The sequence below is a fragment of the Streptococcus parasanguinis genome (assembly GCF_047465465.1).
Lineage (GTDB): Bacteria > Bacillota > Bacilli > Lactobacillales > Streptococcaceae > Streptococcus > Streptococcus parasanguinis_AI.
On record NZ_JASGZU010000002.1, the window covers coordinates 301,657 to 315,029 of the forward strand.

13 protein-coding genes are annotated in these 13,373 nt (G+C 44.5%); 3 read left to right on the plus strand and 10 right to left on the minus strand.

Annotation, left to right across the window (positions count from 1 at the left end):
- Positions 1-161: 161 nt before the first annotated feature.
- Positions 162-1,070 (plus strand): ABC transporter ATP-binding protein, encoded by a 909-nt coding sequence (locus tag QM351_RS05825; RefSeq protein ID WP_070505273.1) that lies wholly within the window; start codon positions 162-164, stop codon positions 1,068-1,070.
- Between the two features lie 57 nt (positions 1,071-1,127).
- Positions 1,128-1,880, plus strand: coding sequence for an ABC transporter permease (locus QM351_RS05830; RefSeq protein ID WP_006595651.1), 753 nt, complete (start codon positions 1,128-1,130; stop codon positions 1,878-1,880).
- Positions 1,881-1,900: 20 nt separating this feature from the next.
- On the opposite strand, the gene QM351_RS05835 is transcribed toward QM351_RS05830, so the two are convergent.
- Both QM351_RS05835 and QM351_RS05840 read right to left on the minus strand, forming a co-directional pair.
- The gene (locus QM351_RS05835; RefSeq protein WP_414326947.1) at positions 1,901-2,788 is read right to left on the minus strand and encodes a sensor histidine kinase; all 888 of its coding nucleotides are present in this window, start codon (positions 2,786-2,788) and stop codon (positions 1,901-1,903) included.
- Entirely contained in the window at positions 2,788-3,477 is a 690-nt protein-coding gene (locus QM351_RS05840) for a response regulator transcription factor (RefSeq protein ID WP_070586883.1), read from the minus strand. The genes QM351_RS05835 and QM351_RS05840 overlap by 1 nt, the downstream gene beginning before the upstream one ends.
- 203 nt (positions 3,478-3,680) lie before the next feature.
- On the opposite strand from QM351_RS05840, the gene QM351_RS05845 reads away from it, so the two are divergent.
- On the plus strand, positions 3,681-4,214 hold the full coding sequence (locus tag QM351_RS05845) for a hypothetical protein (protein WP_371496234.1): 534 nt from the start codon (positions 3,681-3,683) through the stop codon (positions 4,212-4,214).
- A gap of 126 nt (positions 4,215-4,340) precedes the next feature.
- Here the strand turns inward: QM351_RS05845 and QM351_RS05850 are convergent, their stop codons facing one another.
- The 8 genes from QM351_RS05850 to QM351_RS05885 form a co-directional block, all read right to left on the minus strand.
- Entirely contained in the window at positions 4,341-5,780 is a 1,440-nt protein-coding gene (locus QM351_RS05850; protein ID WP_414326950.1) for a 6-phospho-beta-glucosidase, read from the minus strand.
- 201 nt (positions 5,781-5,981) lie between these two features.
- Positions 5,982-6,329: a VOC family protein gene (locus tag QM351_RS05855; protein WP_414326952.1), complete on the minus strand. Its 348-nt coding sequence runs from the start codon at positions 6,327-6,329 to the stop codon at positions 5,982-5,984.
- A 153-nt stretch (positions 6,330-6,482) separates the two neighbouring features.
- Positions 6,483-8,258, minus strand: coding sequence for a pyruvate oxidase (gene spxB, locus QM351_RS05860; protein ID WP_414326954.1), 1,776 nt, complete (start codon positions 8,256-8,258; stop codon positions 6,483-6,485).
- Between the two features lie 348 nt (positions 8,259-8,606).
- Positions 8,607-10,829, minus strand: coding sequence for a heavy metal translocating P-type ATPase (locus tag QM351_RS05865; protein WP_414326955.1), 2,223 nt, complete (start codon positions 10,827-10,829; stop codon positions 8,607-8,609).
- A gap of 10 nt (positions 10,830-10,839) precedes the next feature.
- A complete protein-coding gene (locus QM351_RS05870) occupies positions 10,840-11,211 on the minus strand; it encodes a cupredoxin domain-containing protein (RefSeq protein WP_118227837.1) in 372 nt (123 codons plus the stop codon).
- An 18-nt stretch (positions 11,212-11,229) separates the two neighbouring features.
- A complete protein-coding gene (locus QM351_RS05875; RefSeq protein WP_118227836.1) occupies positions 11,230-11,625 on the minus strand; it encodes a CopY/TcrY family copper transport repressor in 396 nt (131 codons plus the stop codon).
- A gap of 147 nt (positions 11,626-11,772) precedes the next feature.
- On the minus strand, positions 11,773-12,405 hold the full coding sequence (locus tag QM351_RS05880; RefSeq protein WP_118227835.1) for an SGNH/GDSL hydrolase family protein: 633 nt from the start codon (positions 12,403-12,405) through the stop codon (positions 11,773-11,775).
- Positions 12,406-13,254: a Cof-type HAD-IIB family hydrolase gene (locus QM351_RS05885; protein WP_118227834.1), complete on the minus strand. Its 849-nt coding sequence runs from the start codon at positions 13,252-13,254 to the stop codon at positions 12,406-12,408.
- Positions 13,255-13,373: the final 119 nt, after the last annotated feature.

The following is a 13,373-nucleotide window of genomic DNA, read 5'->3' on the forward strand; positions in this document are numbered from 1 at the left end:
CGGAGGTGGGACGACGAAATCGAATTCTAACGAATTACCGATTTCTGTCCCACTCTCTTTTTTTAGAAATATTTGAGAATTGCTTGATAGTTATTTGAAAAGCAAGCTGTATACTAAGAGTGTAAAGAAAACAACTAGTCATTTGGACGAAGGAGAAAACCATGGAAAAAGTATTAGAAATTTCCCATTTGAGTAAAAAATTTGGTCATCAATACGCCTTAAATGATGTGAATCTCACCATTCGCAAAGGCGACGTCTACGGCCTGATCGGCAAAAATGGTGCAGGGAAAACCACCCTCATCAAGGTCATCACCCAGCTGATTCAAGAAACTGATGGAAGCGTCTCTCTCTTTGCTTCTACAAATCGCTCCCAGTGGACCCAAGCGCTTAAACGGGTTGGATCCGTCATTGAGAGTCCCGTGGCCCATAAGCATATGACCGCTTATCAAAACCTGGTCTACTATTGCAAGGCTCGCCATATCCCCAATCCCGACCAGGTCATCAAAGAAACCCTGAACTATGTTGGCCTGAATAATACGGGTAAGAAGAAATTCCGTGACTTCTCACTAGGAATGAAACAACGGTTGGGAATTGCGATTGCTCTCATTGCTAAGCCAGATTTCCTTATTCTGGACGAACCCATCAATGGCCTTGATCCAGTCGGAATCAAGGAATTCCGTCAGATGATCAAACGCCTCAATGATGAACTCGGCATGACCATCCTCATTTCCAGTCACATCCTCTCCGAACTCTATCTGGTTGCCAATCGCTTTGGTATTGTCGACCAAGGACGCCTGATCAAAGAAATTAGCAAGGCTGAATTCGAAGAACAAGGAGAAGACTACATCATCCTCAAGACTAGCCAGCTAGCCCTTGCGAGTCAACTGATTCAGGATCAACTCCATCACCGCATCAAGGTCATCGATAAGGATGGAGAAATCCATATCTTCGGACAGACTCACGATATTAAAGTCATTGTCAAAGCCCTCGTTCAAGCCGATATTGACGTGGACGAAATCTACTATGCCCGCCAAGATCTGGAAAAATTCTTTACGGACTTGGTAGACTAGTCCAATCACCGTCTTCCTCTATTACCTATCCCACATATTTCATTTAGGAGATTTATCATGTTGCATACCATTCAAGCAGATTTTTACAGACTTTTTCGCTCCAAAGGTTTTTGGATTACAGAAGCCATTCTCGTTCTCAACATCCTGTCTGGAGTCATCTTTGGAGCTACTGGCCACGTCGGCGTCAATACGGAATCCAAATTGCCCCAAGCGACCGAAGTTTGGACAGGCTTTAAAGCTTTGACCAACTACTCTTCCAGCATCAGTGTGACCATCCTCTTTACCATTATTGTCATCACCTTGGTCCTGGGAACAGACTTAACGCAAAACTTATACAAGAATAGTCTGGCCTATGGCGTTTCTCGCACCAGTTACTACTTTGCCAAAAGCGCCGTTGTTCTGACCATTGCTCTCTTCCAATTTCTTGTTTCTTATGGTCTCGTCTTCTTGATCGCGACGCTCTACAATGGACTTGGCACCATGCCAGAGCACTTCTTGGCTCATTTTGGACTGACCGTGCTGATTCAGTTCCTTTCCACCTTGGCTTGGGTCAGCATCATTTCCTTCCTTCTTTATGCCAGCCAATCCATCACCTTGGCCTTCGTTGGCTACTTCATTGGAAATATCCTCTTAAGCCTTCCTGCGCTCTTCCTTAAAGATATTGATATTCTCCACTATCTAAACTTGGAATTCCAATATTCCATGGTACAGAGCACAACAGCAACAACCAACACCCTCTCGATCGCCCTTGGATTCATCCTTGTTTTCGGCTTCCTAGGACTGGCTACTTTTAAACACAAAGATTTATAACAAAAAGACTTGAGCAGTGCTCAAGCCTTTTTTCTTAGTGTAATGGTCAAGATAAACCAGTCTGCCTCCGTTGCCAGTTGCAAGTCTCCCCCTAAGATCTCTACAAAATTTTGAATAATGTAGAGACCCAAGCCAGAAGACTCCTCTGTATCCGAGAGATTTTCAGAGTAGAATCGACTAGCCAATTGGTCTAAGTGCTGGATCGGTTGTTGCACAATATTGCGCAGCTCGACCCGAATCGTGTCCTCATCCGACATCAGGGTCAAACGCGCCTGCTCCTTCCCATGCTTGAGGACATTGCTGAGCATATTTTGCAAGAGGCGCTCCCAGAGCTCCGGATCCGTAGCGTAATGAAGATGCTCTTCTAACTCTACCTCTAAGGCAATCCCCGCCTCAGACAAGCTATCATAATACTGGAATAACTGCTGGGTTAGCACTTGGCTGAGATTGACGTCTGAAAGCCGAGGCTGGATGGCTCCCTCCATCAAGCGTCTGTACTCCAAGAGAGATTCCAAGCGTTTGGAGACGACTTGAAGATTGGAAGCAATTTTCTTCAGCTTTTCCTCTTCTTGCGTCCCTCCTTTTATGATTTGTTGGGTATAGCCCGAAGCAATGGTCAAAGGTGTCCGAATATCGTGTGCAATATTACTGATGGCCATATCCAAGGTTTTCTTCTCTTGAAAGGCAATCCGATTGGTCCGCTCGATCTGTTCAAAGAGATCACTGACCTGCTTGGTCAAGGCGACCAATTCTTTTTTTGAAACACGTGACGTTAACCGTACTCCACTCCCATTTTGGAGCTTCTGTTGAATCTGCTCCTGCAAATCTTTGAGAGCAGAGAGTAGGCGAAGGTAGCCCAGTCCCAAGAGAAGGACAAGGACGACAAGAATTAGAACTAAAACCCACATTACTTGTCTCCTTTCAAGCGAACACCCAAGCCCCAGACCGTTTCAATATAGTCCTCATCTGGGTCAAGCTGGGCAATTTTCTTTCGAAGATTGCTTAATTGGGCATTGAGGGTATTGTCTCCAGGCAGATAGACTTCTTCCCAGACAGCTTCATACAATTCTTCTTTGGTGAAAATCTTCTTTGGATGCGCCAGCAAGGTCTCAAAAATTTGAAATTCTTTTTTGCCCAATCGAAGCGTCTGTTCGCCGGACTCCAGTTCAAAGGTTTCTGGATTTAAGACCAAATTCTTAAAGGATCGCTTTTGCGACGCTTGAGATTCCTGTGCTACCGTCGGTTGATTTCTCAACTGCACCGTCACCCGAGCCGCCACTTCGTCCAGATTAAAGGGCTTGACAATATAATCATTGGCACCTGCAAGGAGATACTGGCTAATGAGGTGTTTGTCTCCCAGAGCGGTCATCATGATAACCGGTGTCTGACTCTGCAAACGGATCTCCTCAAGGACCTGATCCCCATTTTTCCCTGGAAGCATGATATCCAGAAGGACCAAATCAACGGCTTCTTGCTGGAAGAGCCGCAGCCCTTCTGTACCTGAAAAAGCCTGAAGGACCTCATGATCTTCACTTAAGAGACTGTATAAAATTTCTTGGATATCATTATTATCCTCGATTAATAAAATCCGTGTCACTTGCCTCGCTCCTTTTTTCTTTTCTTGCGAAATCAGTTCTATTCCCCTAGCCTATCAAATAAAGGGACCTTCGTCAATGAAAATCTGATAAAATTCTATTGTACCCAGCTAGATCTGCATGTTAGATCATCACAAGATGAACTTGACGATCTTTTCTTTCAAAGGGTATAATAGGACCAATGACACAATAGGGAGACTCATCTATGAAAAATCATGCTAAAACTAAAATCAGTCTTGTATCCATCCTTGTCATCCTGGGCGTTGCTGCAAGAATGATGCGAGTCATCCACCGCCAGCAAATCAGGGAGCAAAACAGACAAACCATTCAAACGACTAAAAAGGTTGCAGAGTTTCAGAAAACACTAGACGAGGAAGAAACGAAGAAACGCAACGAAACCTTCAACAAGATTTATAATGAATCCCTTGTTCGGAATAAGTTTGAGAATTGGCAAAAAGTCGATGAACTCCATGGTTTGGGACAAAGAACTGGGCAATTTTATATCTATAACTTTGAAAAAAAAGAAGAGATTCTCTTAGAGAATACTGATCAAGCATTTGTTCTACCTATTCGAGACAAGAGTGATAACGTCACATTTCAGGCTATCTTTGCCCACAAGGACGGTCAGTGGCACATCATGAAGCCAGACGGAAGTTCTCAGTTGCAACTAGGAGAAGCCAACATTTCCGCTGAATCTAAGTTTGTCATCGAGAACAATGTCTTAGATTACGACCAGTAAATCCGTAATGACTTGGCTAAACTACATACAAAAAGCTTAGGCCCCCAGCTTGTGGTTGGGATTCTAAGCTTTTTAGTTTACTATCAGTGAGTCATCCAGAAGATGGTGAAGCAGTACAGGAGACGTCTATTCAACAGAAGCCCCATTGGTCGCAATGACTTCTTTGTACCAATAGAAGGATTTCTTACGGGAGCGATCCAAGCTTCCCTTGCCTTCATTGTCCCTATCCACATAGATAAAGCCATAGCGCTTCTTCATTTCTCCAGTCCCGGCAGAGACCAGGTCAATACAGCCCCAAGTCGTATAGCCCCAGAGGACAACACCATCTTCATGGATAGCATCTCGCATGGCCTTGACATGGGCAGCCAGGTAGTCAATCCGGTAATCATCAGCTACATAGCCATTTTCATCTGGAGTATCCACTGCACCAAGTCCATTTTCCACGATAAACATCGGCTTTTGATAACGATCCCAGATGGTGTTCAGCGTAATGCGGAGACCAAGAGGGTCAATCTGCCAACCCCATTCCGAGCTTTCTAGATAGGGGTTCTTCAAAGAGGCAAAAATATTACCCGCTGTTTTCTCCCTTTCAGCTGGATCCCCTGAAGCGACCCGACTGGCATAGTAGGAGAAGGAAATAAAGTCCACTGTATGATCTTTCAACAATTGCAGGTCCTGCTCCGTCATCTCAACCGTGATTCCCTGACGTTCCCACTCTTTCTTAGCATAGTTAGGGTATTCCCCACGCGCCTGCACATCGATAAAGAAATAGTTCTTGCGGTCTTCTTCTAGACCAGCCCAGACATCTCGCGGAGCACAGGTATGCGGATAGTTTTGCCCAGCTGCCAACATACAGCCCACCTTATTGTTGGGATCAATCTCATGGGCTAGCTTGGTAGCAATGGCTGAAGCGACCAACTCATGGTGAGCCGCCTGGTATTTGACCTGCTCCTCATTCTCCCCTTCTTCAAAGCAGAGACCTGCTCCCATAAAAGGCGCATGAAGGATCATATTGATCTCATTAAAGGTTAGCCAGTATTTGACCAAGCCCTTGTAGCGAGTGAAGAGGGTCCGGCAGAGACGTTCATAACATTCCAACATCTTACGACTGCGCCAACCTCCATACTCGGTAATCAAATGCATGGGACAGTCAAAGTGGGTAATGGTCACCAAGGGTTCAATGCCATACTTATGGCACTCCTTAAAGAGGTTTTCATAGAACTGTAGACCTGCTTCGTTTGGCTCTAGTTCATCTCCTTTTGGGAAAATCCGAGACCAGGCAATGGACAAACGATAGGTTTTAAAGCCCATTTCCCCAAAGAGGGCAATGTCTTCCTTGTAGCGATGGTACATATCAATGCCATCCTTAGCCGGATAAAAATAGCCCTCTTCAAAATCGAACATCTTTTTCTGACCCGTAATAATGGCGTGACGATCAGGCCCAATCGGCACCACATCCACATTGGCCAAGCCACGGCCATCTTCAGTATAAGCTCCCTCACACTGGTTAGCAGCCGTCGCTCCACCCCAAAGGAAACCATCTGGAAATTGAAGTTTGTCGGTCATCTCCCCACCTCACTTGATTTGATAGTTCTATTATACTCTTCTCTCTCCAAAAAATCTTACAAGATCCTAGGAAAAAACTGATACTATACTAAGAAAACTCCTATACATGCGCAACACAAAAAGACCGGATGACTCCGATCTTTTATTAGTTCATATTCTGTTTTAAGAATCATTATGGTTAACTTCAAATGACTAAGCATCCTACTTCATACGATAAAAATCAATGACTAGACCGGCAGGGCCTTCAACTAGCAGACTTTCTGTTCCCCAATCTGTTACAGCTGGTCCGTTTAAAACCTGGATACCAAGATCTTTCAACCGTTGGTAATTCTGATTTAGATCCTCAACCTCGACATGAAGAATGATTCCTGACTGAAAATTTTCCAAAGGAATCAAATGATTTTGGGACAACATGAGACAGTGACTGCCAATCGTAAACTGAGCAAAACTGTCGTCAACATAATCGGCTTTTTTATCCAAAATACGCTCCAAGCTAGCACAAACTTGGGTAACATCTGAAACGATAATATCTAATTGATTTAAATTCATTTCTTATCCTCCACAAAAAGACCGGATAGCTCCGATCTTTTATGTTTTTCTCTAAGAAAATCTAAGAATAAACAAGGCATCGAACCGCAGGCAGTACTAGAGTACGGAAAGGTGAAGATAACGCAGTTTACATTTGATTTTCGACAAGAAGAATTATTTAATTGCGCGTGATTGCAATCCTTCTTCTTCCAAGAAGAGACGGAATGGTACGAGTTCTTCTGCTTCGTATTTTTCCTTGAAGGCTTTGATTGCTTCTTCTGAGTGTTGTTTTGGATCCAACTCAAGTACCTCTACTGGAAGTGGACGGTGTGGTGTGATGTGAGCATCAATAACAACAGTTTTACCTTCTTTGTTCAATTTAACAGCTTCTGCAACAACTGCATCGATATCTTCGATACGGTTTACAGTGAACCCTACAGCACCTTGCGCTTCAGCGATTTTCGCATAGTCAGCATTAGGGAAGTCACAACCAAACAAGTGTTTGTTTGTGTCTTCGTATTTGTCCTTGATGAAGGCATATTTACCATTTGAGAAGACAACGTTGATAACTGGAAGGTCGTATTGAACGTTAGTGATCACGTCTGGGTAGCACATGTTGAATGCACCGTCACCCATGATGTTCCATACTTGGCGATCTGGATTGTCTTTCTTAGCAGCGATACCACCAGGAAGGGCAATACCCATTGTCGCAAAGAGTGGAGATGTACGCCACATGTTCTTAGGTGTCATGTGAAGGTGACGAGTAGATGTTTGAGTAGTGTCACCTACGTCGATTGAATAGATAGCGTCTTGATCAGCATGTTTATTGATTGCATTGTAAACTTGATACAATTGCAATTCACCCTCAGTTTTACCTTCGAGTTTGTTCATGTAATCACGCCAGTTTTGGTTATTCTTAACGTTTGCACGCCACCATGGAGTAGATTCAACTGGATTCACTTTGTCAAGGATAGCTTTAGCTGCTTGACCTGCATCTCCAAGGATTGAAGCGTCAAGGGCATGTCGTTTCCCAAGTTTGTAAGGGTCGATATCCACTTGGATGAATTTTTCAGTGTTCTTGAAGGCTTCGTATACTTCAGCAAATGGGAAGTTTGAACCAAGGAAAAGAACTGTGTCCGCTTCAAAGACTACTTCGTTGGCTGGTTTCCAACCAACACGGTATGCAGAACCTGTCAACCCTTCGTAGTTCCATTCGAAGGCCTCGAAGTTTTTACCAGTTGTAATGATTGGTGCTTTAATCTTGCGTGACAATTCAGTGATGACATCACCCGCACCAACTCCACCGAAACCAGCGTAGATCACTGGACGTTCAGCATTGTTCAAGATTTCAACTGCTTTGTCAATTTCCACTTCGTTCAAGGCAGGAGCGATAAAGTGACGTTCATAAGAACCTGATCCGTAGTATGAGTTTTCGTCGATTTCTTGGAAACCAAAGTTTACTGGAATTTCAACAACGGCTGGACCTTTTTTAGAAACGGCAGCACGGCAAGCTTCATCGATTACTTTTGGCAATTGTTCTACGTAAGCTACACGTTTGTTGTAAACAGCGATACCGTTGTACATTGGGTTTTGGTTCAATTCTTGAAAAGCATCCATGTTCAATTCATTAACTGGACGTGATCCAAGAATGGCAAGGAATGGAGTGTTATCCATAGCTGCATCGTAAACACCGTTGATCAAGTGAGTCGCACCAGGTCCACCTGAACCAACTGCAACCCCGATAGAGCCACCAAATTTAGCTTGCATAACCGCTGCAAGAGCACCAGTTTCTTCGTGACGAACTTGCAAGAAACGGATATCTTTGTCTTCAGCCAAAGCGTCCATAAGTGAGCTAAGTGTTCCAGATGGGATACCGTAGATCGTATCTACGCCCCATGTTTTCAATACATTAAGCATTGCTGCAGATGCAGTAATTTTCCCTTGAGTCATTCTAACTCTCCTTTAATTCTATTTTGATCCCTTAAAATGCAGCATAGCGCTTCTACTTCATCTTTGTGATCATCTCGCCTTGAAAATGAGTTTTTTCTGACTTTTCTCATGAAAACGATTTACAAAACGATTACAGTATTAATTTATCACAAAGAGATTCACATGTATAAGGATCTGCTCAGAGATGCTCAATCCCTATTCCATAACAGATGCTCTTTTTGAGAAATTTTCACAAACTATCCTACAATAGGGTATTTTACTATAATTTGATACCTCCTCTTTTCCCTCGTCGCTCTAGGTAAAAGAGAAAAAGAGTGATACAGAATTCTGTATCACTTCTTATTTTCGTTAATCAATTTTCGCAACATTGAGAAGCAGCGAGCTAGTCAAAACAGACACAGAACTAAGGGCCATAGCAAGACCTGCTAGTTCTGGATTGAGGGTCAATCCCAGTCCTACAAAGACTCCAGCAGCAATTGGAATCCCAAGGATATTGTAGATAGAGGCCCAGAAGAGATTGAGTAAGATGCGACGGAAGGTCTTTTGACTCATGTCAAAGGCGCGCACAACTCCAAGCAAATCATTTTGCGTGAGCACGATGCCACCGGACTCGATCGCAATATCCGTTCCAGATCCCATAGCAATTCCGACATCGGCGATCGAAAGAGCTGGAGCATCATTGATCCCATCTCCCACAAAGGCTACCTTACTGCTTTCTTGCAGTTTTTGGATGGCGCTGGCTTTTTCTTGAGGGAGCACATCAGCGATCACGGTATCAATGCCCACTTGCTTAGCAATAGCTTGGGCCACCCGTTCATTATCCCCTGTTAACATGACCGTTTTCAAGCCCCGTTCTTTGAGCTTTTTGATCGCTTCTTTTGAGCTGGCCTTCGGAGCATCTTGAATGGCAATCAAGCCAATCACTTGCCCATCCACAGACAAACTGATCACTGTTTTGGCCTGCTCTTGCAACTCTACCATCCGTTTTTCAAGCTCCGGATCCATCGCTGTCCCGTCATGAAGTTTGCCATTTCCCAAGGTCACCAACTGCTGGTCGATCTGACCTTGGACCCCTTTTCCTTCGATCGCTTGGAAGTTTTCCACAGGGGTTAGCACCAAACCTTTTTCTTCTGCTCGTGATAAGACCGCTTGCGCTAGGGGATGTTCTGAAAAAGTTTCAAGACTAGCAGCCAGTGTCAAGACACGCGCTTCATCTCCTACAACATCGGTTACAAGTGGTTGGCCAATGGTAATAGTCCCTGTCTTATCAAACACAACGGTTTGAATCTTTTGCACTTCTTGAAGAACGGTTCCATTTTTAATCAGAACCCCCATCTTGGCACTACGGCCGGTTCCGACCATCAGGGCAGTCGGCGTCGCCAAACCAAGGGCACAAGGACAGGCAATAATGAGGACAGAGACTGCATAGAGCATGGCCTCTTGAAGCGACGCGCCCAGAAGCACGGACCAAACCCAGAAAGTCGCAATGGCCAAAATCGTCACCACTGGAACAAAGATACCTGAAATCTTATCCGTTAAATCTTGAATGGGAGCACGACTGGATTGGGCCATTTTGACAAAGTCCACAATTTGAGATAAGAGGGTCTCACTACCGACTTTTTCAGCCTTAAAGAGAATGGTCCCATTGCTGTTGATAGTGGAGCCGATAACTGCATCACCAACTGATTTTTCCACAGGCAAGCTTTCACCTGTCACCATCGACTCATCAATGGTCGTACTTCCTTCTACAATCGTCCCATCAACCGCAATCTTTTCCCCAGGACGGACCCGAATCAAGTCATCAATTTGGATATCTTCTGCCGCCACCTCGACATAGTTCCCATCACGGAGAACTTGAGCCGTTTTTGCCTGCAAATCCAACAACTTTTCCACAGCCTCGGAGGCATTGTTACGCATCCGTTCCTCAAAGATTTGCCCTAAGAGGATAAAGAAGATGATAAAACCCGCAGTCTCAAAGTATACTGGCTGACCAGTAAAAAGGGCAAATACACTATAGACATAGGCTACCAGGGTTCCCAGAGCTACCAAGGTATCCATATTGGAATGGTGCTTCTTAAATGAGGCCCAGGCACTCTTGATAAAAGGAACTCCTGCCACTAGCATAATCGGCGTTGTCGCTAGAAAAGTCCCCCAGCGACTGACTGGATGGGATACAAATCCTGCCATCATCCCGATCATCAAGATCAATAAGGGAAGGGTAAAGATACTAGTAATCCAAAAGCGACCCAGTAAACCTAAGACACGACGGCGTTTTTCCACAACCGTGTAGGAACCCTTTTGCATCTTCATTCCACATGAAAACTCGAAGTCCCCTGTTTCTGTCGGGGTAAAAGATATGACCTTATCCACACCGACTTCCAAAGGCTCTAAAATCCCCTGATCTTCAAACAAAATTTCCTTGTAACAGCCGGAAGGATTGACCCGATGGAAGGTGATTTCAGCAGGGATCCCTTTTTGAAGTTGAAATTCCTTTGGACTATAGCCTTTTTCTGCTGTAATACGGATCTTTTGCACTCCGTTTTCCACAACTGCTTTTTGTTTTTCTACCATACCTACTCCTTTATTCCACAATCATGTGACCATGCATCATGTTCATTCCACATGAATACCCATATTCGCCCGCTTTTTCTGGCGTAATTTCAATGACATGTTTTTCACCTAAAGGCAAATCTTCATGAACGCCAAAATCCGGAAAGATCACTTGAGCCAGACATGAAGATGGATCCTTGCGATTAAAGATGATCCGGGCTGGAACATTCTTTTTCAGAACGATGGTTTCAGGCGAATAGCCCCCCATGACTTCGACTTCAATTTCTTGATAACCTGATTTCTGACGAGCGTGGTCGCTTACCTTTTCATGCTCTGCAAAGAACCACCAAGCAATAAAAGCAACCCCAAGTAAACAAACAATACTAATTAACAATCCAAACATGGAATTTCCTTCTTTCTATTACATACAATTGCAAGGGACTGTTTCGACAGCCTCTGCTTTCTTTTCTTCCAGGACCTGCTGCAGCTGATTAAGATCTGCCAGCGTAAAGTCACTCTCCTGAATTAAGTTTTCAAGCACCTGGACAATTCTTTTTGAGCAAACCTTGTCTTTCACCTCCTCAACCACCAAGTCTAAACTCTGGTCCTGCTTCAACAAAGCCGAGTAGACAAAGGCTTTGCCAGATTTTTCTCTGGTCAGACAGCCCTTTTCAATCAAGCGCGTCAAGAGGGTCTTGATGGTCGACTTCGACCAGTCAAAGCGCTCGGACAAGACGGCGATCAAATCCCTGCTGGTCTGCTTGCCTTCCATCCAGATAATTTTCATGATGCGCCATTCCGCATTGGAAATTTGCATGGCTTCTCCTTTCTAAATCTACATTTGTAAATCTTATGATGCTATTCTACTCCTAAGATTTACATTTGTCAACCAAAAGATTTAAAAAAAACAAATCTTCCTTTGAAGATTTGTCTGATTGGGCTTTTTCGCTCCCTATTTTTATCTCTATACTATCTCCTGCAGAGCTTGGGCTAGAATGCGGTAACCAGCCACACTTAAATGAAGGCCATCTGTCGTATAGGCTTCTGCCAACTGCCCCTCTTCATCCAATAAAGACGAATACACATCGACATAGCTGACCTGGTGGTAGGCCTGAGCCAATTCGCGATAGGCCAGATTGAGGGCCTGAATTTTTTCATTGGTCCGCACATAGACCTTTTGTTTGTAGCGCTCTTCTTGACTCACCGGTAGAACCGAGATCAGGTTGATGTGGGTCAGCGGAAAATCTCTCATAATTGCTTGTAAGACCGTTTCTACGTTGTCCAAGGTTTCCTTTTGAGGAATTTCTTTTCCGATATCATTGGTCCCGATCAAGAGAAAGATCTGATCCACCGCCGTCCCAAAAACATGGGCGTCTAGATGCTCACGAAGGAGATCCGTCTTATAGCCTCGTACTCCTCGATTGACCATGTGTTTGGGACTTTGTAATAGTTCATGAATGGGGAAATACTCTACGATGGAGTCTCCGATAAAGATCAAACCAGGCTCCTTTAGAGGGGCTTGATTGAGCTCCCGATAGGTTGTTAAAATTTTCTCCTGCTCCTTTAAGAGCCAGTCTTCTAACAGTTGTACCGCCATCTACTTCTTTCCTTTCACTTGTTCCCAGGGGGTCAATCCTAGATACTCTTCGATCACCTGGTAGACACCGCCTTCTTGATGGCTCGGCGCTAGGTGTTTGGCAACAGCCTTGACAGCTTCTTCTGCATTGGCCACCGCATAGGAGTGACCCGCCATTTCAAGCATTTCGATGTCGTTTCCGCTATCTCCAAAGGCCATAACCTGACTAGCATCAAGCTGCCATTTCTCCATTAATTGAGCCAGTCCCCAAGCCTTGTGAATACCTGCTTGTAAGAGATCCATGCTCCCGAAACCGCTCGAAACCGCCATGAGCTGATCTCCAAAAGCCTGTTGGACTTCCCGACTCACTTGATCAAGACGATCCAAGCCAACCACCAAGCTCATTTTAAGCACCTGGTCAAACAAATCGGCTGTCAATTCCGGAACAAACTTCATTCGCTTGTACAAGGCTTCAATCACTTCCGGCTGCATGAATTTTTCAACTTCTGTAAAGACCGTGCCTTCCTTGACAAAGCCACCATTGACAGCTGATACAACCAATTGATCTGAAATTTCCCGGCCCTTAAAATAAGCAAGAACCGCCTCCACCAATTCCCGATCCCAGAATTTTCCTAGAACCATCTGGTCATTCTCAAAAATCCGAGCTCCGTTAGCGACGACCAGGGTCACCCGCTTGACCAAGGGACCCAAGAGCTGGCGCATGCGATGGATTTCATTTCCCGTCGCAATGACAAAGCGAATCCCTTTTTGATCCAAGTGGTCCAACAGCCTTTCCAGACGCGGAAGGTCCACCTCTCCTCGTTCATCTAATAAGGTTCCATCCATATCTGTTGCAATCAACTTAATCATACAATCTAACCTTTTCCCTTTCAAAGGGTGTAAATTATCTGGTTCCATTATACCACAGATCAAGCCAGTCAAAACCACCCGTGAAAACAGGTGTCTACCTCTTGGGCTGAAGGTTCCTA